This is a genomic window from Luteimonas notoginsengisoli (assembly GCF_042648885.1).
Taxonomy (GTDB): Bacteria; Pseudomonadota; Gammaproteobacteria; order Xanthomonadales; family Xanthomonadaceae; genus Luteimonas; species Luteimonas notoginsengisoli.
This window is the reverse complement of record NZ_JBHRYF010000008.1, coordinates 195,481-215,818: the sequence shown is the minus strand read 5'-3', so window position 1 is coordinate 215,818 and position 20,338 is coordinate 195,481. Positions and strand designations below refer to the sequence as shown.

The 20,338-nt window shown below is 71.0% G+C and carries 20 protein-coding genes; 6 read left to right on the top strand and 14 right to left on the bottom strand.

The window, feature by feature from the left end:
- Positions 1–115: 115 nt before the first annotated feature.
- Together msrB and msrA are read left to right on the top strand one after the other, a co-directional pair.
- On the top strand, positions 116–607 hold the full coding sequence (msrB, locus tag ACFOM9_RS08920) for a peptide-methionine (R)-S-oxide reductase MsrB (protein WP_386709190.1): 492 nt from the start codon (positions 116–118) through the stop codon (positions 605–607).
- Positions 607–1,113 (top strand): peptide-methionine (S)-S-oxide reductase MsrA, encoded by a 507-nt coding sequence (gene msrA / locus ACFOM9_RS08915; RefSeq protein WP_386709187.1) that lies wholly within the window; start codon positions 607–609, stop codon positions 1,111–1,113. The genes msrB and msrA overlap by 1 nt, the downstream gene beginning before the upstream one ends.
- Positions 1,114–1,170: 57 nt before the next feature.
- Here msrA and ACFOM9_RS08910 read toward each other — a convergent pair whose 3' ends face one another.
- From ACFOM9_RS08910 to ACFOM9_RS08895, 4 genes are all read right to left on the bottom strand, one after another.
- Positions 1,171–2,076 (bottom strand): ATP-grasp domain-containing protein, encoded by a 906-nt coding sequence (locus ACFOM9_RS08910; protein WP_386709184.1) that lies wholly within the window; start codon positions 2,074–2,076, stop codon positions 1,171–1,173.
- A 97-nt stretch (positions 2,077–2,173) separates the two neighbouring features.
- A complete protein-coding gene (yczE, locus tag ACFOM9_RS08905) occupies positions 2,174–2,800 on the bottom strand; it encodes a membrane protein YczE (protein WP_386709181.1) in 627 nt (208 codons plus the stop codon).
- Between the two features lie 130 nt (positions 2,801–2,930).
- Positions 2,931–3,278, bottom strand: a complete 348-nt coding sequence (locus ACFOM9_RS08900) for an antibiotic biosynthesis monooxygenase family protein (RefSeq protein ID WP_386709178.1) — start codon at positions 3,276–3,278, stop codon at positions 2,931–2,933.
- Positions 3,275–3,619, bottom strand: coding sequence for an NIPSNAP family protein (locus ACFOM9_RS08895; protein WP_386709175.1), 345 nt, complete (start codon positions 3,617–3,619; stop codon positions 3,275–3,277). Before ACFOM9_RS08895 ends, ACFOM9_RS08900 begins: the two co-directional genes overlap by 4 nt.
- 228 nt (positions 3,620–3,847) lie before the next feature.
- Between ACFOM9_RS08895 and ACFOM9_RS08890 the strand changes: the two genes are divergently transcribed.
- On the top strand, positions 3,848–4,525 hold the full coding sequence (locus ACFOM9_RS08890) for an ArsR/SmtB family transcription factor (RefSeq protein WP_386709172.1): 678 nt from the start codon (positions 3,848–3,850) through the stop codon (positions 4,523–4,525).
- A gap of 62 nt (positions 4,526–4,587) precedes the next feature.
- On the opposite strand, the gene ACFOM9_RS08885 is transcribed toward ACFOM9_RS08890, so the two are convergent.
- Complete coding sequence (locus ACFOM9_RS08885; RefSeq protein ID WP_386709169.1) at positions 4,588–4,830, bottom strand: hypothetical protein; 243 nt, start codon at positions 4,828–4,830, stop codon at positions 4,588–4,590.
- Positions 4,831–5,195: 365 nt separating this feature from the next.
- Here ACFOM9_RS08885 and ACFOM9_RS08880 point away from each other — a divergent pair, with 365 nt between their 5' ends.
- A complete protein-coding gene (locus ACFOM9_RS08880) occupies positions 5,196–6,311 on the top strand; it encodes an alpha/beta hydrolase (protein WP_386709166.1) in 1,116 nt (371 codons plus the stop codon).
- Positions 6,312–6,379: 68 nt separating this feature from the next.
- Here the strand turns inward: ACFOM9_RS08880 and ACFOM9_RS08875 are convergent, their stop codons facing one another.
- Positions 6,380–6,991, bottom strand: coding sequence for a flavodoxin family protein (locus ACFOM9_RS08875; RefSeq protein WP_386709163.1), 612 nt, complete (start codon positions 6,989–6,991; stop codon positions 6,380–6,382).
- 171 nt (positions 6,992–7,162) lie between these two features.
- Between ACFOM9_RS08875 and ACFOM9_RS08870 the strand changes: the two genes are divergently transcribed.
- On the top strand, positions 7,163–8,377 hold the full coding sequence (locus tag ACFOM9_RS08870; protein WP_386709160.1) for an MFS transporter: 1,215 nt from the start codon (positions 7,163–7,165) through the stop codon (positions 8,375–8,377).
- Between the two features lie 14 nt (positions 8,378–8,391).
- On the opposite strand, the gene ACFOM9_RS08865 is transcribed toward ACFOM9_RS08870, so the two are convergent.
- From ACFOM9_RS08865 to ACFOM9_RS08850, 4 genes are all read right to left on the bottom strand, one after another.
- Positions 8,392–8,733, bottom strand: a complete 342-nt coding sequence (locus ACFOM9_RS08865) for a hypothetical protein (protein WP_386709157.1) — start codon at positions 8,731–8,733, stop codon at positions 8,392–8,394.
- Positions 8,734–8,740: 7 nt separating this feature from the next.
- Positions 8,741–9,985, bottom strand: coding sequence for a mechanosensitive ion channel family protein (locus tag ACFOM9_RS08860; protein ID WP_386709154.1), 1,245 nt, complete (start codon positions 9,983–9,985; stop codon positions 8,741–8,743).
- Positions 9,986–10,096: 111 nt separating this feature from the next.
- The gene (locus ACFOM9_RS08855; protein WP_386709151.1) at positions 10,097–10,867 is read right to left on the bottom strand and encodes a hypothetical protein; all 771 of its coding nucleotides are present in this window, start codon (positions 10,865–10,867) and stop codon (positions 10,097–10,099) included.
- 141 nt (positions 10,868–11,008) lie between these two features.
- A complete protein-coding gene (locus tag ACFOM9_RS08850) occupies positions 11,009–11,218 on the bottom strand; it encodes a hypothetical protein (protein WP_386709148.1) in 210 nt (69 codons plus the stop codon).
- Positions 11,219–11,426: 208 nt separating this feature from the next.
- On the opposite strand from ACFOM9_RS08850, the gene ACFOM9_RS08845 reads away from it, so the two are divergent.
- Positions 11,427–12,191 carry a DUF72 domain-containing protein gene (locus ACFOM9_RS08845; RefSeq protein WP_386709145.1) on the top strand — a complete coding sequence of 255 codons (765 nt, stop codon included), beginning with the start codon at positions 11,427–11,429 and terminating at the stop codon, positions 12,189–12,191.
- Between the two features lie 75 nt (positions 12,192–12,266).
- Here the strand turns inward: ACFOM9_RS08845 and ACFOM9_RS08840 are convergent, their stop codons facing one another.
- From ACFOM9_RS08840 to ACFOM9_RS08825, 4 genes are all read right to left on the bottom strand, one after another.
- Entirely contained in the window at positions 12,267–13,940 is a 1,674-nt protein-coding gene (locus tag ACFOM9_RS08840) for a M28 family metallopeptidase (RefSeq protein WP_386709142.1), read from the bottom strand.
- Positions 13,941–14,032: 92 nt separating this feature from the next.
- Positions 14,033–16,288: a pre-peptidase C-terminal domain-containing protein gene (locus tag ACFOM9_RS08835; protein ID WP_386709139.1), complete on the bottom strand. Its 2,256-nt coding sequence runs from the start codon at positions 16,286–16,288 to the stop codon at positions 14,033–14,035.
- A 272-nt stretch (positions 16,289–16,560) separates the two neighbouring features.
- Positions 16,561–19,080 carry a winged helix-turn-helix domain-containing protein gene (locus tag ACFOM9_RS08830; protein ID WP_386709136.1) on the bottom strand — a complete coding sequence of 840 codons (2,520 nt, stop codon included), beginning with the start codon at positions 19,078–19,080 and terminating at the stop codon, positions 16,561–16,563.
- A gap of 192 nt (positions 19,081–19,272) precedes the next feature.
- On the bottom strand, positions 19,273–20,136 hold the full coding sequence (locus ACFOM9_RS08825) for a DNA ligase (protein ID WP_386709133.1): 864 nt from the start codon (positions 20,134–20,136) through the stop codon (positions 19,273–19,275).
- Between the last annotated feature and the right edge of the window lie 202 nt (positions 20,137–20,338).

The window sequence follows — 20,338 nt, the reverse complement described above, 5'->3', positions numbered from 1 at the left end:
ACCACGGATCCGCTCCTCCCGTCTGCCTCCGCAGAATCCGTATATTCCCGCCGGACCCGCTTTCGTATTGCCCCCGGCATCCCCATATCGGAGCCACCCCCAGCGGAGACGCGCCATGACCTCCTATCGCAAGACCCCCGAAGCCGTCGCCGGCCTCACCCCCGAGCAGTACCGGGTCACCCAGGAAGGCGCCACCGAGCGCCCGGGCAGCGGCGAGTACCTGCACAACAGCGAGCCGGGCATCTATGTCGACATCGTCTCTGGCGAGCCGCTGTTCGCCTCGTCGGAGAAGTTCGAGTCCGGCTGCGGCTGGCCGAGTTTCAGCAAGCCGATCGCGGCGGCCCACATCAACGAGCTGCGCGACACGTCGCACGGCATGATCCGCACCGAGGTGCGTTCGACGCACGGCGACAGCCACCTCGGCCACGTGTTCGACGATGGCCCGCGCGACCGCGGCGGGCTGCGCTACTGCATCAACTCGGCGTCGCTGCGGTTCGTGCCGCTCGCCGGGATGGAGGCCGCCGGCTACGGCGAGTACATCGACCAGGTGGAGGTGCCCGGCGGGAAGCCCGCGCCCGGGGCCGTCACGCACACCGGAGGTGCGTGATGGCGACCGAACGGGCGCTCCTCGCAGGCGGCTGCTTCTGGGGCGTGCAGGAACTGCTGCGCAGGATGGACGGCGTGGTGTCCACCCGCGTGGGTTACAGCGGCGGCGACGTGGCCAACGCGACCTACCGCAACCACGGCACGCATGCCGAGGCGGTGGAGATCGTGTTCGACCCGGAGAAGACCAGCTATCGCACGCTGCTGGAATTCTTTTTCCAGATCCATGATCCTTCGACGAAGGATCGCCAGGGCAACGACCGCGGCACGTCGTATCGCTCGGCGATCTTCTTCACCACGCCCGAACAGGAGCGCGTCGCGAGGGACACGATCGCCGATGTCGATGCCTCCGGCCTGTGGCCCGGGAAGGCGGTGACCGAGGTCGCACCGGCAGGCGATTTCTGGGAAGCCGAACCCGAGCACCAGGACTACCTGCAGCATTTCCCAACGGGCTACACCTGCCACTACGTGCGCCCGGACTGGAAGCTGCCGCGCCGCGCCGAGGCCTAGTCTTCGGCGCCGCATCGTTTCGCACGACGCGATGGGTGCCGCTTCGCCCCGCCCGCCCTACGGGCGATGCGGGGATGCCGCGAGCTGGGCCTGCACGGTTTGCGCGAAGCCGGCGCCAACACTGGGATCGTGGTCGAGGTAGAAGTCCGGCTCGATCAACTCGGCTTCCATCAGCAGCCAGCGGCCGTCGGCGTCGGGCACGACGTCGATGCGTGCGTACAGCAGCGGAGTGTCGATGGCGGCCAGAGTACGTTCGGCCAGCGCCAACGCGCCGGCGGGCGGCTCCGGCAGCGGGGTGTAGAGGCCGCCGTACTGCACCTGGATGCGGAAGTCGCCAGCGACGGGCCGCTTGTTGACCACGTGGCTCAGGCGGCCGCCGAAGAACAGCAGCGAGGTTTCGCCCTCGGTTTCGATCGTCGGCAGGTAGGGCTGGATCATCGCGTCGCCGTCGGGGATGCCCGCGAGCGCGTCGCCGCGGCGCAGGCGCACGGTCTTCCATGCGCCGCCGGACACGGTGGGCTTGACGATCAGCTGCGCGGCGCCGGTGGCGTCGAACATGGCGTCGACCTGCGCACGCGTAACACGCTCGCTCCACGTCGTCGGCGGGATCGCGATTCCCCGCTCGCCCAGCGCCTGGAGATAGCGCTTGTCGGAGTTCCACGCCAGCACCGCGGCCGGGTTGGCCATCGGCACGCCCGCGTCGCGCCACGACCGGCAGGCGCGCAGCCAGCGCGCGTGGTCGAGGTGGTAGCCCCATGCGAGCAGCGGCAGCACGAGCGGGAATTCCACCAGCCGCGCGCAGTCGTCGACGTGCGCGGTCCAGGGCGTCGGGGTGGCGGTCACGCCGGCGCGCTCGAGCGCCGCGGCGAGCCGTTCGAGCACGGCCGGCCAGGCGCCCGCGTAGGTGCTGTCGGCAGGATCGGGGGTCAGGATCGCGACGCGATCGGCGGCGAATGTGGGCATGGCGCGAGTGTAGCGAACACCGCAGCGGGCCCATCGCGGCGGTGCGCCCCGTCGGCTGCCGAGGCCATGCCCGCGGCGCGCGACACCCGGACGATGGTTACGAAGACCGGTCCACCAGCGGTGCGACGTCCGCGGCGGCGCGGGCGCGCGAATCGAACCACGGCAGCATCGCCTGGATCAGCGGACCGATCAGCAGCATGTAGGCGACCGTCCCCAGTCCCAGCGTGCCGCCGAGCAGGAAGCCGGACACCAGCACGCTGCCCTCGATCAGCGTGCGGACCAGGCGCACCGAGCGCCCGGTGCGACGCACCAGGCCGGTCATCAGTCCGTCGCGCGGGCCGGGTCCGAAATGCGCGCCCAGGTACGCGGCGGTCGCCGCGCCATTGAGCACGATGCCGCCGGCCAGCAGCGCCGCGCGCGCTGCGAGGGGCGCGTCGAGCAGCCGGTCGCCGATCCAGCCGTTGACGAGGTCGAACACCAGCCCGATCACCACCGCGTTGCACAGGGTGCCAAAGCCGGGCTTCTGCCGGATGGGAATCCACATCAGCAGCACCGCGAAGCTGACCGCGATGGTGACGCGGCCCATCGGCCAGCCACCCTGCAGCGACAGCCCCTGGTGCAGCACGTCCCACGGCATCAGTCCGAGGTCGGACTGCAGCATCATCACCATCGACACGCCGTAGGCGATCAGTCCCAGGAACAGCTTGAGCAGGCGAAGCGGCATTGCGCACCGGGAGCGGAGGCGGTCGCGCATTCTAGGACTTCGCACCTGCGCCGGGCGCGCAGCGGCTGCCGAGTCGGAAGAACAGTGTGTGTCGCCAGCGAACGCGACCGCGCGCAACGCCCCAAGAGCGTCAGGCCTCGACCGCGCGCCGCGCGTCCGGCGGTGCCTGCTCGCGATCGTGCATGCCGTAGTCGCGCAGCACCTGGGCCACGCGCAGTCGGTAGTCGGCGAAGATCACGCGTCGGCCGGCATCCTGCGCCTGCCGGTGCGCTTCGGCGATGCGCCATTGCCGCACGGCCTCCTCGTCGCGCCAGCACGACAGCGACAGCAGCCTGCCGGATTCGCCCAGGCTTTCGAAGCGTTCGATCGAAAGGAATCCGTCGGCGCCGTCCAGCAGCGGCCGCAGGCGTTCGGCGGTGCCCAGGTAGTCGGCCTGGCGCCCCGGCTGCAGGGTCAGTTCGAACAGGACCAGGATCATGGCTGCCTCCCGGCGTGTGCCTGCAGGCGGAATGCGTCGTCGACGATCTCCAGCCAGCTGCGCCGCTCGCGCAGGATGAAGCGTTGCTCGCGCGCGAAGCGCAGGTTGTCGCGGCCGTCGGGGTCGGTCTTCAGTCGCCTCCGATAGGCCTCGTACGCGGTGAGGTCGTCGAATGCCACCAGGCCCCAGGCGAGGTCGTTGCTGCCTTCGTGCGGCAGGAAGTAGCCGACCAGATCGCCGCCGCAGCGCGGGATGATCCGGCCCCAGTTGACGGCATAGGTCGCGAAGGCGTCGCGTTGGAACGGGTCGATCCGGTAGCGGATCAGGCAGGCGATGCGCATAGCGTTCCGGTCTCCTGTGGATTGGGCGAAGCGGTCGCACCGGCAGCCGGTGCGCGCGAACGGAACGGCCGGCGCCCGCGGATCGACAGCGTCCGCGTCCGGTGGGCGCGAACGATACCGTCGGAAGGGAGCGCAGCGGAACCACGACGCCATGTTCGCGTTTGCCCGCGGCCGATGCTTCGGTCAGGATCGAAGCATCGCGTACCGGCGGACGTGCAGGATCGCGCCATGGACACCACCGCAAGCTTCAATCGCATCGCGGCGCTGATCGGCGACCGCGCGCGCGTCGACATGCTCGCCGCGCTGATGGCCGGGCGTGCGCTGACGGCCACCGAACTTGCCGACCACGCCGGCATCGCGCGGCCGACCGCGAGCGCGCACCTGGCGGCCCTGACCGGCGCCGGCCTGCTCGAAGTGGAAAAGCAGGGCCGGCATCGCTACTTCCACCTCGCCAACGAAGACGTCGCGGGCATGCTGGAAGGCCTGATGGGCGTGGCCCATCGCATCGCCAATGCGCCGGTGCGGACCGGGCCGGTCGATCCCGCGCTGCGCCAGGCGCGCGCCTGCTACGACCACCTGGCGGGCGAATGGGGCGTGCGCATTCATGACAGCTTCGTGCGCCGCGGCTACCTCCGGCTCGAACCCGATGCGCTGCAGCTCACCGCCGCCGGTATCGGCTTCCTCGAAGGTGTCGGCATCGACCTCGATGCGCTGGCGCGGTCACGCCGGCCGCTGTGCCGCGCCTGCCTGGACTGGAGTGAACGCAGGCATCACCTCGCCGGCGCCCTGGGCGCAGCGCTGCTTGCGCACTACCTCGAACACGGCTGGCTGCTGCGCCAGCAGCGCTCGCGAGCGCTGGCCGTGACCGCGCGCGGCAAACGCACGCTGGCGGCCTTCGTGGATTGATGCGGAGCGGGCGGGCGGAGGTGGTTGTTCACCGGCCCACACCATTCGACTGGGAAGCGCCGTCAGAAGCGGGTCTGGCGCGATCCCGCTGGCGCCCCGGCGCGCGTTTCGTCGGAGGCATCGTGCGCGACGATCTCGCCATCGGGCATCACGAACTCCACGCTCGGGTCGCTCACGCGCGTGCGCATGTATTTCATCTGTCCGTTGCGACAGATCTGCGCCTGGATCGGGTGGGTGGCGTAGTGCTGGCGCTCGGCCGGGGTGGCGAAGGGCAGGTGATCGAACGAAAGAGGGGACGACGCCATGGGATGCTCCGGGATGTGGACGGCGGCGGGGGCTGGCCGTCCAGGCGAGTGTGGCGGAGCGCCTGTTTGGTCCACGCGAAGAACCGCCCCGCCGGCGCCCGCGGGCTGAACCATTAATCGTCCCGGATGCCCGGTCTGCCAGGCAGGGAATCCGGCAACCGCGTGCCGCGTCATCCGCGCCTGCACGCCATCACCGCCGGGTGGCGCAAGGCCACGCGATCGGCAGCCGCCACCTGCGACGCATCGCGGCGTACGTGTTGGCGGGACGAATGGCACGTGCCGCCCCGACGCAGGCTGCTAGGTTAGTGAACAGGGTCGATGCGCGTTGTCCGCGCGGCCCGCATCCCATCGACAGAGCCATTCGCATGAAGATCACCGCCATTGTCCTGCTGTTGCTTGCCGCGCTGTGCCCGGCCGTCCATGCGCAGGAGCCCCTGAGCGACGACGCGTATGCCAAGGCCCGGGACGTCGTGCGCGACCTCGGGCGGATCGTGGCGCCGGACGGAATCCAGGAGACGTACAAGGCGCGCATCGGTGGCATCGACCAGTGGATCAACGTCCGCGGGCAGGACCGCGACAATCCCGTGATCCTGTTCGTCCATGGCGGGCCGGCGTCGCCGCTGATGCCGACGATCTGGGAGTTCCAGCGCCCGCTGGAGGAGTACTTCACGGTCGTCAACTACGACCAGCGCGGCGCCGGCAAGACCTTCCTCGCCAACGATCCGGCCGCGGTCGCCGATACCCTGCACATCGATCGCTACATCGACGATGCGATCGACGTCGCGCAATACGTGCGCAAGCGCTACCACAAGGACAAGGTGGTCCTGATGGGGCACAGCTGGGGCACGGTGGTCGGCATGGGCGCCGCGCTCGAGCGTCCGGACCTGTTCCACGCCTACGTCGGCATCGGCCAGGTGATCAACGTGCGCGACAACGAGCGGATCAGCTTCGAATACGCGCAGGCCCAGGCGCGCGAGCACGGCAACGCCGAGGCGGTGGCCGAACTCGAATCGATCGCGCCGTATCCGGGCGATCAGCCGATCACCCGCGAGCGGATCATCATCGCCCGCAAGTGGGCGCAGTTCTACGGCGGGATGAGCGCCTGGCGCGACGGGTCGGCGAAATACTTCTTCGGCGCCGCGCGGCTGTCGCCCGAATACGACGCCGCGGATGCGAGGGCGATCGACGACGGCAACGTGTTCACGCTCGGGCGGATCCTGCCGGAGTTCCTCGAGGTCGACTACAAGGACGTGCGTGAATTCCCGATCCCGGTGGTCATGTTCATGGGCCGCCACGACTACACCACGCCGTCGGAGCCCACGGCGCAGTGGCTGGCGCGCGTGCAGGCGCCGTACAAGCGCGGCGTGTGGTTCGAGCGCTCGGCGCACATGATCCCGTGGGAAGAGCCGGGGAAGATGCTGGTGAGCCTGCTCGACATCGTGCGGCCGCTGGCCGTGGAGGCGGAGGCGGCGCAGCCCTGACCGCGAGCTTTTGAGCCCCGGGCGCGTGTATTGAAAAGCTCGCGGCTTCCGCCGCTCCTACAAGAGCTTCATTGACCGGGCGCCGGGTACGGCCGCTCGTGCAGCAGCCCGGCCAGATGCGCGGCCTGGCTGGCGATCGTGCGGATCGTGCTGGCGACCTTGTCCGGCGTGCGGTCGAGGTCGATGTAGTTGGTGCTGTCCATCGCTTCGCCGACCCAGTACGGCGGGGTGCCGCCCGGCACGGTGAAGCCGACGTCCGTCAACGCCTGGTAGAGCTCGGCGCAGACGTGGTGCGCCCCGTCCTCGTTGCCGACCACGGCCGCCACCGCGACCTTGCCGAACGTCGGATAGCGGCCCTGGTCGTCGATCTCGCCGAGGAACGCATCCATGCGTTCGAGCACGCGCTTGGCGATGCTCGAGGGTTGTCCCATCCAGATCGGCGTGGCCAACACGAGGATCTGCGCGTCCATGACCCGCTGGCGCAGCGACGGCCACTGGTCGCCATCGCCTTCGTCGGCCTTGACCCCCGGCTTGACGTCGAAGTCGGCGACGCGCGCGTGCGACGACTCCACGCCGTGCTTGCCCAGCGCCTGCAGCACCTGGTCGAGCAGCGTCTGCGTCGATGAAGGTTCGGGGCCGGGTTTGAGGGTGCAATTGAGCCCGAAAGCGCGCAGCGGCATGGCGATCTCCCGCGTGGACAGGCGTCCACCATGCCGCCGAGCGCGTTGTCTTCGCGTGTCCTTGCTTGCCGAGCGATGCGCGCGGCAAGGCGAGGAAACACGCCCTCCACGTCATCCAGGGTGGGAGGCGCGTCATGGTGTCGCCGTGTGCTGCGATGCACAATGCGCGCCATGACGTTGCCCAATCCTTCCGCCGCCGCGCGCCAGCTGCCGCCGCGCACGGTCAAGCTGATCCTGTTCGCGCTGGGCACGGGCGGGTTCGCGATCGGCACCAGCGAGTTCGCGGTCATGGGATTGATGCCGGAGATCGCGCGCGGCCTGGAGGTCACCGAGCCGCAGGTCGGGCACGTGATCAGCGCCTACGCGTTGGGCGTCGTGGTGGGTGCGCCGCTGCTGGCGATCGTCGGCGCGCGCCTGTCGCGGCGCGCGCTGCTGCTGGCGCTGATGGCGTTCTATGCGCTGGGCAACATCGCCAGCGCGCTGTCGCCGAACTACCAGGCGATGCTGCTGTTCCGCTTCATCGCCGGACTGCCGCATGGCGCCTTCTTCGGCGTGGCGGCGCTGGTGGCGGCGTCGATCAGCCGGCCGGACCAGCGCGGCAAGGCGGTGGGCCGGATAATGCTTGGCCTGTCGATCGCGCTGCTGGTTGGAAACCCGCTGGCGACCTGGCTGGGGCAGGTGCTGGAGTGGCGCTACGCGTTCGGCGTGGTCGCGCTGATCGCGCTGCTGACGGTGGCGATGGTGGCGCGCACGCTGCCGCCCGATCCCGACGAGCCGCACCAGGATCCGGTCCGCGAACTGCGCGATTTCAATCGCAAGCCGGTGTGGCTGGCGCTGGCGATCGGGGCGATCGGCTTCTCCGGCATGTTCTGCGTCTTCAGCTACCTCGCCCCGACCATGACCCAAGTGACCGGATTGCCCGAATCGTGGATCCCGTTCGGCCTGGTGGCGTTCGGCGCGGGCGGCATCATCGGCACGCTGGGCGGCGGCTGGCTGTACGACCGCCTGCAGTTCCGCGCTGCGGCGTTGCTGCTGGCGTGGTCGGCGGTGGTGCTGCTGGCGTTCCCGCTGGCCGCGCACGCGACGTGGTCGTTGCTGGTGGTGGTGGTGGCGGTCGGCACCATGGGCGCGTTGGCCACGATCCTCCAGGCGCACCTGATGGCGGTCGCCGCGCGTGCGCAGACGCTGGCGGCAGCGTCCAACCATTCGGCGTTCAACGCCGCCAATGCGCTGGGGCCGTGGCTGGGCGGCATGGCGATCACCGCCGGCTTCGGCTGGACCTCGACCGGCTACGTCGGCGCGGGCACCGCGATCGCCGGATTGCTGATCTATGCGTGGGCGCGTCGGGATGCGCGGAGCGCCGAAGTGCAGGTGGCGGAGGGCTGAGGCACGCAGCGGTCTTACGCTGGCAGCGACGCATGCCAGTCGCGATACGGCGTGTTGCGTGCCAGGTGGCGGTTGTAGTCCGGCGCCCCGTCGCTCCACCACGGCCGCCCGCGCTCGCCGAGTGCGAGCTTGGCCGCATGGACCCTGCGCCGGGCGGCGCGTTCGGCATCGCGGTCGGCATTGGCGAGCGCGCGGCGCACCGCGGACCGCGCTTGCATCAGTTCGGACATCAGGCGCGCACGCGTCGCTTCGGGCAGCGCGGGATCGCCGCAGCGCCACAGGCGCCCGCGGACCACGAAGTAGCGGCCGTCGGGCGTGACCGGCGCGGGGGCGGCTGCGCGTGCGGGCGCGGACATGCGTTCGCTAGGTCGGCGGAGGCGCGGGCGACGGGGCCTGCCCGGCGGCCGCGTCCGCGTCGTTCACGTCTTCCGCGCCCGGCGATACGGTCTGCTCGGTGACCTGCGCCGATCCCGCGTGCAGCGCGTCCAGCGCACGATGCTGCGGGAGCGCATCGCCATCGTGCAGCGCGGTGCGGTCCAGGCTCATGCGCATCCGCGGCAGCGACTCCGGGTGGGCCCGGTTGAGGTAGTCGATCATCCGCTCGCGCACCGCGCAGCGCAGGTCGAACAGGTCGCCGGAATTGCGCGCGCTGACCAGCAGGCGCACCTGCACGGTCGATTCGCTGGTGTCGGTGACCTGCGCCACGCAGACGCGGCCATCCCAGCGCTCGTCGGTGTTGCAGATGCCCTGCAGCGCCTCGCGCACCTGTGCCAGCGGCGTGCGGTAGTCCAGCCACAGGAAGGTGGTGCCGAGCAGCTGCGCGCTGGTGCGGGTCCAGTTCTCGAACGGGTTTTCGATGAACCACTGCAGCGGCACCACCATGCGCCGCTCGTCCCAGATGCGGACCACGACGTAGGTGGCGGTGATCTCCTCGATGCGTCCCCACTCGCCCTGCACGATGACCACGTCGTCGAGCCGGATCGGCTGCGCCAGCGCGATCTGCAGGCCGGCGATGAGGTTGCCGAACACCGGCTTGGCGGCGATGCCCGCGACCAGGCCCAGCACGCCCGCCGAGGCGAGCAGGGTGGCGCCCAGCTGGCGGATCGAGGGGAAGGTCATCAGCGCCAGCGCCACTCCGACCAGCACGATCGCACCCTGCACGACGCCGCCGATCACGCGGGTCTGGGTCTGCACGCGCCGCGCCGCCAGGTTGTCGGCCACGTCGACCGGATGGTCGCGGATCACGCGCAGCTGGATGGCGCGCACCGCGCGCACGCCCAGCCACGCCAGGCAAAGCAGCAGGGCAACGGCGATCGCGTGCTGGATGCCATCAATCCAGCGCTGCGGCAGGGGCGTGGTCGCTACTGCAGCGTCCAGGAACAGCAGCGGCAGCGCGATCGACGCCGGGATGGAGATGACCTGGACGATCCGCGCGCGCAGCGATTCGTGCTCGCGCAATCGCGCACGCCGCGTCACGGCGAGCAGGCCGCGTCGCAGCAGCCAGCCGAGCAGCAGCGCGACGAGCAGGGGCCAGGCGATTTCGAACACCAGCGGCCAGTCGGGAACGGGGGCTGAAGCGTGCATCGAGGTGATGATGCCGTCAGGCATGTGACACAACCGTCGATGTCGCCAGCGCGCGCGACGACAGGTGCCAGGGTGATACAAGCGAAACCCCGCCGGAGCGGGGTCTCGAATCAAACCTGATGCAGCGGTGCGCGATCAGCGCCCGTCGCGGTCCGCATCGCCGGGCATCGCACGCTCGACGTTGTGCCAGGCATCGCGGACGGCGTGCTTGGCATCGTCCCAGGCCATGCGCGATTCGCCCTTCGAGCTTTCCCAGCGACGACCGAGATCCGCCTCGAGGCTGTCGTCCCACTCGCGTCCAGCGTAGGCGCCGCGCGCGTACGTGCCATAGCGATAGGCGGGGCGGTAGTCCTTGTCGTAATCGTAGTCCGCCTTGTAGTAGTCGGCGTTGCGATGCTGGTCGCGGTAGTAGGTGTCGGTCGCCTCGTAGGTGCGATACGTGCGGTCGGTGCGATCGAACGCGTCGCGCACCGCGTCCTTGGCCTGCTCCCACGTCAGCCGCGACTTGGCCTTCGCGCTTTCCCAGCCCTGGCGAACGTCGCTCTCCAGCGAATCATCCCAGCTGCGGCCGGCGTATTGCGAACGCACGGTGTCGCCATAGGCATAGGCAGGCGCGTAGTCGTCGTAGCCGTACTGCTGGTCGACATACGGGCGGTTCTTGTATTCGCTGCGCCAGTATTCGGTTTCACCGGTGGGATCGACGCGTTCGGCCACGCCCTTGCCGGCTGCCGCGCCGGCGAGGGTGCCAGCGGCGCCCCCGACCAGCATGCCGATCGGTCCGAACAATGCACCGACCGCAGCGCCGGCCGCAGCGCCGCCCACGCCGCCGATGCCAACACCCACCGGATGCGATCCCGGCGCGTCGCTGATCGGGTCGCGGTTCATGTCACGGTCTTCGCTGGTCATCTTGTTACTCCTCGTTGGTGGGGGAGGCCACCTTGGCAGCGTCGACGTTCAAGCCGCGTGCGCGCGGCGTCACGGCCATGCGAAGGCGACGTCCGAAGTTGCGAGCGCGCCGTGGGGATCCGGCGGATGCAACTGAAGCATTCAGGGTTTGCCGCTCTCGCTGCCGCTGCGCCGATCATCGCTACCCGCGTCGCGCGTCGGCTGTTCGCGGTGCACGACCTGCTTGCGCTGGCTGGGGCCGTCCTTGCCCGCACGCAGTGCGTGGCTCTCGTCGGTCACGCGGTCGTTGCCGGGCGGGGGCCTGGTGTGGCCGGTCTCGACGCGGTCGCGCGCGTGCTTGTTGGTGGCCATGGAAAGATCCTCGATGGAAGTGTCACCAAGCTACGGCGACGCGCGTTAGCGCATGCGCACGGGCCCGTGAACGGGCACTAACACGCGCGTATTCAGCACCGCGGCGTAGGGGCCGGAGCGGCTTGCCGGATGGGCGGCACGGGGGGATCCTTCACGCCCGCCCGTGCATGGGCCGGCGACACTCCGGTCCCGCCCCGTCACCGCGCCGATGCCCCCTCCCACCCGTTCCCCGCACACGCCGCGCATCGGCTGCGCCGGCTGGTCGATCCCCTCCGCGCATGCGCGCCTGTTCGGCGAGGGCGACAGCGCGCTTGCGCGCTATGCCACGCGTTTCGACGCGGTCGAGATCAACTCCTCGTTCTATCGTCCGCACCGGCAGGCGACGTATGCCCGCTGGTCGGCGAGCGTGCCGTTGGGCTTTCGCTTCTCGGTCAAGCTGCCCAAGGCGATCACACACGATGCCCGCCTGCAGGGCAGCGGCGCGCTGCTCGATCGATTCGCCGACGAGGTCGCCGGCCTGGGCAACAAGCTAGGCGGCGTGCTGGTGCAGCTGCCACCGAGCCTGGTATTCGACGCGCGCGTCGCGGCGACGTTCTTCGGCATGCTGCGGCGGCGTTTCGCGGCGCCGTTGGCGTGCGAGCCGCGCCATGCGAGCTGGTTCGGCGCGGCTGCGGACAAGCTGTGGACGCGCCATCGGATCGCGCGCGTGGCAGCCGACCCGGCCCCGGTGCCGGGCGCCGGCACCGCCGCAGGATCCGGTCCATGGCGCTACTGGCGGTGGCACGGTGCGCCGCGCATGTACTACAGCGCCTACGACGATGCGGCGCTGGCCCGGCTGGCCGCGACGGTGCGTGCCTGCGCGCCGCCGCGCACGACGCCTTGGATCATGTTCGACAACACCGCGCACGGACACTCGATCGCCGACGCCGCACGGCTGCAGGCCCTGCTCATGCCGACGAAAGGTGCGCGCTAGGACGGCGTGCGCGGACCGCCGAGATTGCCCCTGCCTTTGCAGGCAGGGGCAGATCCAGGCACGCGGCGAGGAGCCCTACTTGCGATCGCCCGCCGTGGCATCGCGCGCGGCGCGGAACTCGGACGCCTGATCCCAGTTCGGCCAGCGATCGGAGTTGGCCAGTTCGCTGCCCACCGTGTAGAGCAGCTGCAGGTCGCGCGCCATGCCGGTGAAAGTCCAGCCCGCTTCCCATTGATCCGCGGGCTGGTGATAGCGGTTGGCGGTGTATTCCTCGGCGGCGGCCCGGCCCGCGGCCACGCCGCCGTCGACCAGGTCCTCGCCCGAACCGAACGAGACCGCCGGCACGCCGCGCTTGGCGAACGGGAAATGGTCGGAGCGGAAGAAGTAGCCCGCCTCGGGCTTGGAGTCGGTGGCGTAGCGCAGGTCCCATTGCTTCGCGGTCTCGACCAGCTCGTCGAGCAGGTCCTGCTTCGCGCTGCCCGAGGTGGAGAAGTCGCGCGCCGGGCCGTGCGGGTCGAGTGCGTCCATGTTGATCACCGCGACCGTCTTGCCCAGCGGGTACAGCGGCCTGGATGCGTAATACTCGGAGCCGAGCAGGCCCTTTTCCTCGGCGGTGACGTTGAGGAACACCAGCGAGCGTTCCGGCTTGCGATCTGCCTGGGCGAAGGCGCGTCCCATTTCGATCAGCGCCGCGGTGCCGGTGGCGTTGTCGACCGCGCCGTTGTAGATGCGGTCGCCCTTCGCGTCAGGCTCGCCGACGCCCAGGTGGTCCCAGTGCGCGCTGTAGACCACGGTTTCGTCGGGTCGTTCGCTGCCCTCGAGGCGGCCGACGATGTTGTAGGAAGTGATGACCTTCGAGTCGACCGCATACTTCGCCGAGAACGTCTCGCCCTTGAGTTCGACCGGCTTGAAGTCGCGCGACTGCGCCTGCTTCTTCAGCGTTTCGAAATCCAGCCCCGCGTCCTTGAACAGCTGCGCCGCGAAGTCGCGCTGGATCCAGCCTTCCATTTGCGGGTGCGTGTCCGACGGGGTCTCGCGCACCACGTCGAACATGGTGTTGGTGTTGGAATTCTTCACCGTCGCCCAGCCGTACGACGCCGGCTCGGTCTCGTGGATCACCAGCATGCCGGTCGCGCCCTGGCGCGCGGCTTCCTCGTACTTGTAGGTCCAGCGGCCGTAGTAGGTCATCGCCTTGCCGCCGAAATCGCCATCGCCGGTTTCAAAGTCCGGATCGTTGACCAGGACCAGCGCGATCTTGCCCTTCAGGTCGACGCCCTTGAAGTCGTCCCAGTCGCGTTCCGGCGCGGTGACGCCGTAGCCGACGAACACGATCGGCGCGTCGGTGATCTCCACCGACTTCGAGCCGTCCATCGCCGCGCGAATCGCGACCTGCTCGCCCTGCGCCAGCGGCTGCGACTTGCCACCGGTGTCCACCGACAGCGTCGGTTCGCCGCTGATCTGCGCGCGCAGCAACGGTACGGCCTGGGTCCAGGCGCGCTTGCCGTCGGCGAGGTCGCCGCCGGGCTGCAGCCCCGCGACCTGCATCTGCGCAACCACATACTCGATGGTCTTCTGCTCGCCGGCGGTGGCCGGGCCACGGCCTTCGAACGCGTCCGAAGACAGGGTCTTGACCATGTCCGAGATGCGCTGCGGATCGAACGTCGGTGCGTCGGCCGGCGACGCGGCGAGGGCCGGCGACAGCGCCAGCGTGATCGAGAGCGAAAGCAGCGAGGCGGCAAAGCGTGTCATGGCATACCCGTGGCAACAGCCCGTTCGGCTGTCGCCGATGGTAGCAGCGGCGATTGCGCCGGGCGGCGGCTATGCCGCCCGGCGCCGTCGACTCAGTACCGCGCCTGCAGCATCAGCCTGCTGAACGCCTTCACCCCGGTGACCTTGATGTAGTACGTGCCCGCGGCCGGGTGGGCGATGCGGATGGTTTCGCTGTTGCCGGTGCGGTTGGAGCGCGCGTCGGCATCGCCCGGCGTCGGCACGCCGCCGCGCTTGGCCAGCAGGCTGACGTCGCCGCTGCCGCCGTAGGACAGGATGTTGAGCATCGCGGCGCCCGCCGGCACCTCGATCGAGAACAGCAACTCCTCGCCGGCGTTGCCGGACAGGCCGCCGACCGGGACCTTGTTCTCCAGCTCCGTCGCGTCCGGGCCAGTGTCGTCGCCGGGAGCGAACACGTGCACGCCCGTGTTGCCGCCGAGCGCGAACAGACGGCCGTCGTCGAGCGCCGCCAGGCGCTGCACGCCCTGGTGGCCGGTCGGCGTGAGCTTCACCCGCGTCGGCTGGGTCGGGTCGGCGATGTCGAGTTCGTGCAGGCCTTCGGTGTCGGCGAACCAGGCGCGGTCGCCGCGCAGGGCGACGTGGGTGTACTGGTCGTCGTCGCCGGTGTCGTAGCGGCCGACCACCGCCGGGGCGTCCGGATCGGCGATATCGATCACCTGCACGCCGCTGCCGCAGGCGAGGTACAGCAGAGAAACGCCGCCGTCGATCGCCAGGTCGTAGCCGTTGCCACAGTCGTCGTTGAGGTGCGCGACCTCGATCGGCGCGGCTGGGTTGGCGAGGTCGTACACCCGCAGGCCGCCGTCGCCGGCGGTGCCCGATTCGCTGCTTTCGGCGATGTAGGCGTGGCTGCCGTCGACCTTCAGCGCGTAGGGCTGGTTCGACAGTCCGCCCTGCCACACCAGCGTCGGCGCGGCCGGGTCGGAGATGTCGGCGACGCCGAGCAGGCCGCCGTTGGTCCACTTGGCCACGTAGGCGTACTGGCCGGCGACGTCGAGCACGGCGGCGAACGGGAACTCCACGCTGCCGACCTGCGTGGGCGCGGCCGGGTCGGACAGGTCCACCCCGATCAGGCCGTAGCCCCAGGCGGCGAGCCAGGCGATGTCGCCCGACATCGCGACCTCCTCGAAGCTGCGCTGCTCCAGGCTCTTGGGCAGGTTGGCTTCGAAGCGGGCGGTGGGCGCCAGCGTTTGCGCGTCGTTGACCGTCAGGCCGTAGTTGGGCTGCAGCAGCACTACGCGACCGCCGTGGATCGCGATGTCCTTCGCGCCGCCGCCGGGAAGCCACGAGGTCGAGACGCGCTGCGGCTGCTGCGGCGCCGAGACGTCGATGGCCTGCAGCAGGTCGGTTTCGGTCGGCACCAGCAGGGTGTTGCCCGCCCGCACGGCGCGGCGCGCGGAAAACACGTCGAGCTCGACGTGGCCCGATGCCGTGGGTGCGTCGATGTCGGCGATGTTCCACACGTCCAGCCCCTGGCCGTAACCGAACGTATAGGCGTAGTCGCCGGCGTGCACGCCGATGAAGGCAGCCGGGATGTCGAGCCAGCCGCGCTTGGTCAGCTGGCCGGTGGCATTGAGGTCGTACAGGGTGAGCTGGTTGCCGGCGCCGAGCACGAAGCCCGGCTCCGCGGTGAGGCTGAAGTTGTCCAGTCCGTCGACCGCGTTGCTGGCCGCCAGCACCGGCAGCTCGGGTGCGCTGGCGTCGAAGACGTCGAGCACGGTGTTGCCGAACCAGTTGCGGCCCGTGGCGAAGATCGAGTTGCCGCTGCCGGTGATCTTGCTGTACTGCCCGGCGCTGGTGATGGTGGTAGCGGCGAACGCCGGTGCGGCCGGATCGGCCAGGTCGGAGACGAACACGCCGTAGTTGTTGTCGAACAGGTACAAGTGGTCGTTGGCGATCGCCAGGCCCTGCAGCATCTTGTCCTCGGCGTCGAGGTAGTCCTCGGTCTGGTCGATCAGTTCCGGATGGTCGGGATCGGCCAGCGACCAGGTCGCCACGCCGGCGCTGCCGTCATAGCCGCGCCAGCTGGCGTAGAGATAGTCGCCGCGGCGGGCCAGGCCGTTGATCGGCCCGTCGGCCGGGGCGCTGGTGGCGACGCGGATCGGGGCGTCCGGATCGGCATAGCTCCAGGTCGCGATCACGCGGCCGGTGGGGATGTAGACGCGGTCGCCGGAAACGGCCGGATCGGCGGCCACGCTGCCGCCGCGCAGCAGGGACAGCGACAGCGGTGCCTGGTCGGCGGCCGTCGCGGCAGGAGGGGCGGTCAGGGCGATGGCGGCGGCGAGGGCGCTGGCGAGCAGCTTGATGGCCATGGTGCGTTTGCTCCTTGAAGCAGGGGGACGTGCCGCGACGAAGGGCATCACGGCGGTGGAAGGGCGGGCGCATCCCGGGGGCGGGGGACGCCGGGATGCGAGTGCGGGAGCGGACTCCCCGCGGCGCGGCCGCCTGCATGGCGTTCGCGCAGCTTCCGGAACTTGGGCGGACGCGCGTCCGCGGTCATTCCAAGGGGGTGACGATTGCTTGACGAACGCATGACCGGGCCCGGAACGACGGCATGGCGGGAGCCGGTAAGCCAGGATCGGCGCTATCGCCGCGGCGCGGGTGCGAACCGGGTCGCGGTTCCCGGGTCGGCAGGCAGGTCGCGTTCGCCGGCCAGTGTCCTGGCCCGCGCTTCGGCCGCCTGCGACTGCGGGCCCTGGTCCAGGTGGCGCAACAGGTGCGCCTGCAGCGCGGCGAGGTCGAAGTCCTGCCCCGCCCAGGGGGCGGCGCGGCCGACCAGCGCGCTGGCCTCGTCGCTGCGGCCGCGCTCGAGCAGCCAGCCGCCGTGCGCGACCACCACGGCGGCGATCTCGGCCGGGATGCCGCGCTGCTCGGCCAGCCCCAGCGCGGCGCGATAGCCGGCATCGGCCGCGGTTCCGTCGCCCGCCGCGCGCCGGGCGATGGCGCGGACCAGCAGGTCGGGCAGGGTGTCGCCGAGCACGGCATCGGCGGACGCCGAGACCGGCAGGTCCGCCGCCAGCGCGGCCTGTTCGCGGCGCAGCCGCAGCCAGGCCCGGCGACGTGGATCGCCGGGGACCGGTGCGTTCCGCGCGGGCCCGTCCTGGGCTGGCCAGGCGCGCAGCGCCGCATCGGCCACGGCCACGGCGCGCGCGGGGGCGCCGCCCTGCAGGGCCAGTTCGACCAGCAGCAGCTCGCGCCGGCCGCGTTCGCCGGGTTGGGCCTGCGCGGCTTCCGGCATCGCCAGCAGGCGGCCGGCCTCGAGCAGGCGGCCCGCCCCGATCAGCGCTTCGGCGCGGGTCAGCACCACGTCCGCGCGCTGGCTGGGGGCACGCAGTTTCGGCAGCAGCGCCCAGGCGCGGTCGCTCTCGGCCATCGCCTCGTCGCGCCGCAGCAGCTGCAGCAGCGCGACCACGCGCATGTTGCGAAACGTGGACAGTTCGTTGATCGCGCCCATCGCGTCGAAGTCGCGCGCCGCGCGGTCCAGGTACGGCAGCGCCTGCGCCGGGTGCCCGCGGTCGACCTCGAGCACGCCGAGGTTGGCGTCCACCCGGGCCACGGCCAGGGTGTCGCCGGCGCTGGCCAGCTGCATGCGCGCCAGGCCGAAGTCCGACAGCGCCCGGTCGAAGCGCTGCTGCAGCGCATGGGCCACGGCGCGACCGCTCAGGGCGACCCCCAGCTCGGTCGGCTGCGCGCGGTCGCCGATGGCGGCGATGGCCGCGTCGTAGCTGCGCCGCGCGTCGTCGGGGCGATCGAGCCGGATCAGCATCGCGCCGCGGGCGTTGAGCAGCTGCACGCGGAAACGCGGGTCGCGGTTGGCGTCATCGCCCGACAGCAGCGCGTCGAGCGTGGCCAGTCCGCGCTGGTACTGGCCGGCGCGGAAATCCACGCGCGCCAGCTGATAGCGCAGGCGCGGCCGGGTGCGCTGCAGCTCGGGCGCGGCGAGCAGGATCTCGCGCGCGGTCTCGATCTGGTTGGCGAGCATCGCCGCCCGCGCACGCTGCAGGCGCTCGGCCAGGGCGGGCGGGTCCTCGCCGTCGCCGGCGATCGCGTGGCCGCCCAGCGCGGCGACGAGGCGACCGGACGCCTGGCGCGCGGCCTCCAGCAAGTCGCCGTCGCGGGCAGTGGCGTTGTGTCCGGTGCCGGTCCCGTCGCTGGCCTGCAGCCGCACTTCCCAGCCGCCGGCCTCGCGGGCGACGTGGCTGCTGACGATCCACTTCGCCCGCGTCGCGCGACGCAACTGGGGCGGATCGCTACCAGGCCGCTGGTGCAGCACGCCCAGCGTCGTCTCGCTGGGCAACACAGGCAGGCCGCCGCGGTGCAGGCGGTCGCCGATGAAATCCATCAGGCCCAGGCGCGCCCAGCTCGCATCGCCCGGGTCGTGCAGTTCGGTGGGCAGCACCATGATCGCGGGCGGCGTCGCCGCAACGTCGGCCCTGGCGACGACCGCGCGCGACTGGGCCGGCTCGTGCAGCAGCCACGCGGCCGCCGTGATCGCCAGGCAGGCGCAGGCCGCCGCGATCCAGCCGGCGCGGCGCGACGGGCGCCTGCGCGGCGCGACGACGGCGGCCGTCGCCGCGAGGCTGGCGCCTGGTGGCGGTGCACGCGCTGCATCCATCGCGTCCGTCGCATGCGCCTGGCTGGCCGGCGACAGCGCTTGCCCGGGCGGGCTCCCGGCCATTTCGGAGAGCACCGCGGGCAGCGAGGGCGGCGAGGGCAGCCGGTCGGTTCCGGGATCGTCGCGGCGGATTGGTTCGGACAGGGGCTCGCTGGCTGGCCCCTCGTCGCTTTCGATCACGACCGGCGGCAGCCAGCGAAATCCGAAGCGCGGCACCGTGCGGATCGAATGCTGTTCCTGGCCGTCGTCGCCGATCGCACGCCGGCTGCGCAGCACCACCTGCGCCAGCTGTGCGTCGGACACGTTGAGCCGGCCGAACACCGACTGCACCAGCTCGTCGCGGCTCACCGCGCGATCGCGGTGTTCGATCAGGCAGCACAGGCACTCGAACACGCGCGCCGGCAGCGCAACGGCAACGCCATCGCGGCGCAGCTCATGCTTGGGCAGGTCGAGGACGTAGTCGCCGAAGCGATAGCGTGCGATCGTCATGGACATCGGAAGCGGGGGATGGCGCCATGATCGCGTATCCCGCGCGCGCGTGCGAAAGCGCGCGCGCCGCCCATCCGGTGTGGGCGTGGCAGGCAATCGGCGGGCATCACCCATGGCCGAGACCGACGGAAGTCGCGGCCGTGACCGCTGCGACAGCGGCATTCGCGTGGCCGGCATCTCCCGGTCCGGTGTTCAGCGCGGATCGGGTGGCGGCATCTCGTGGCGCACGTGCAGGAAGCGCGCAAAGCGCGGCACGCCCCTGGCCGACAGGCCGTTGTAGCGATAGGTTACGAAGCTGCCGACCGGCGGCGGCGCGGCGCGCTGGGCGTCGCTGAAGCCCGAGCCGATGCGGAAGCGCAGCCCGTCCTCCCGCTCGACCACCAGCGCGCCCAGCATGCCGCGGTACTTGCCCTTGCCGGGCGTGTGCGCGACCACCCGCGCCTCGGCATCATCGTAGGGCTTGTACTTGAGCAGGTCGTCGCTGCGGCCGGCCCGGTAGTGCGCGTCGCGGTGGTGCAGCACCAGGCCTTCGCCGCCGCCGGCGACCACCGCCGCCAGTCGCGCGTCGAGCGCGGTGGGGTCATGGCCGCGGGATTGCGCCACCGGCCGCAGCCATGCGATGCCCGCCGCGCCGAGCACGCGGCGCATGTGCGCGACGCGCGATTCGAAGCGGCCGGGATCGTCCGGCAGGTCGAAGACCATGAAGCGCATCCGCCGCCAGTCGCGGTCGTCGGGGCGCGCGGCGCGCACGATGCCGCTGGCGTCTTCGAAGCGTCCGCGCCCGATCCACAGTTCCCCGTCCATGGCCTGCGCTGGCCAGCCCCGGGTGAACCAAGCCGGGGCGTGCACGCGCTGGCCGCCGCGGGTCCACAGCGCGTGGCCATCCCAGCGCCCGCGCACGCCGTCGAGCTTTTCGCTGACGTAGTAGTCGCGGGTGTCGATGCCCGATTCGTACGGGGTCGCCAGCATCAGCGCCGGCGGCGCGGGCGGGGCAGCCGGCAGCGGCGAGGGCGCAAGCCACGGCAGCACGAGCAACAGCAGGCAAAGCAGGCGCATGGAGTTCCCTGGATCTGGTCATCTGGTGCGGAACACCACGCTAGGCCCTCGAGCGACGGCGCGCAGTCGGTCGGTGGCGGCTTTGGACAACCGAACCTGCGCCAGCGCGGGTCGGGGAAATCCGACCTGCCTTCATCCCGTGTCCACGACGCGGAACGCCACGTGACCGCGGCGACGGCGCTTCACCTGCGGTTGCCGCAAC

Coding starts and splice junctions, on each gene's coding strand:
- msrB (WP_386709190.1), top strand. CDS start 116: ATGACCTCCTATCGCAAGACCCCCGAAGCCGTCGCCGGCCTCACCCCC.
- msrA (WP_386709187.1), top strand. CDS start 607: ATGGCGACCGAACGGGCGCTCCTCGCAGGCGGCTGCTTCTGGGGCGTG.
- ACFOM9_RS08910 (WP_386709184.1), bottom strand. CDS start 2,076: ATGCCCACATTCGCCGCCGATCGCGTCGCGATCCTGACCCCCGATCCT.
- yczE (WP_386709181.1), bottom strand. CDS start 2,800: ATGCCGCTTCGCCTGCTCAAGCTGTTCCTGGGACTGATCGCCTACGGC.
- ACFOM9_RS08900 (WP_386709178.1), bottom strand. CDS start 3,278: ATGATCCTGGTCCTGTTCGAACTGACCCTGCAGCCGGGGCGCCAGGCC.
- ACFOM9_RS08895 (WP_386709175.1), bottom strand. CDS start 3,619: ATGCGCATCGCCTGCCTGATCCGCTACCGGATCGACCCGTTCCAACGC.
- ACFOM9_RS08890 (WP_386709172.1), top strand. CDS start 3,848: ATGGACACCACCGCAAGCTTCAATCGCATCGCGGCGCTGATCGGCGAC.
- ACFOM9_RS08885 (WP_386709169.1), bottom strand. CDS start 4,830: ATGGCGTCGTCCCCTCTTTCGTTCGATCACCTGCCCTTCGCCACCCCG.
- ACFOM9_RS08880 (WP_386709166.1), top strand. CDS start 5,196: ATGAAGATCACCGCCATTGTCCTGCTGTTGCTTGCCGCGCTGTGCCCG.
- ACFOM9_RS08875 (WP_386709163.1), bottom strand. CDS start 6,991: ATGCCGCTGCGCGCTTTCGGGCTCAATTGCACCCTCAAACCCGGCCCC.
- ACFOM9_RS08870 (WP_386709160.1), top strand. CDS start 7,163: ATGACGTTGCCCAATCCTTCCGCCGCCGCGCGCCAGCTGCCGCCGCGC.
- ACFOM9_RS08865 (WP_386709157.1), bottom strand. CDS start 8,733: ATGTCCGCGCCCGCACGCGCAGCCGCCCCCGCGCCGGTCACGCCCGAC.
- ACFOM9_RS08860 (WP_386709154.1), bottom strand. CDS start 9,985: ATGCCTGACGGCATCATCACCTCGATGCACGCTTCAGCCCCCGTTCCC.
- ACFOM9_RS08855 (WP_386709151.1), bottom strand. CDS start 10,867: ATGACCAGCGAAGACCGTGACATGAACCGCGACCCGATCAGCGACGCG.
- ACFOM9_RS08850 (WP_386709148.1), bottom strand. CDS start 11,218: ATGGCCACCAACAAGCACGCGCGCGACCGCGTCGAGACCGGCCACACC.
- ACFOM9_RS08845 (WP_386709145.1), top strand. CDS start 11,427: ATGCCCCCTCCCACCCGTTCCCCGCACACGCCGCGCATCGGCTGCGCC.
- ACFOM9_RS08840 (WP_386709142.1), bottom strand. CDS start 13,940: ATGACACGCTTTGCCGCCTCGCTGCTTTCGCTCTCGATCACGCTGGCG.
- ACFOM9_RS08835 (WP_386709139.1), bottom strand. CDS start 16,288: ATGGCCATCAAGCTGCTCGCCAGCGCCCTCGCCGCCGCCATCGCCCTG.
- ACFOM9_RS08830 (WP_386709136.1), bottom strand. CDS start 19,080: ATGACGATCGCACGCTATCGCTTCGGCGACTACGTCCTCGACCTGCCC.
- ACFOM9_RS08825 (WP_386709133.1), bottom strand. CDS start 20,136: ATGCGCCTGCTTTGCCTGCTGTTGCTCGTGCTGCCGTGGCTTGCGCCC.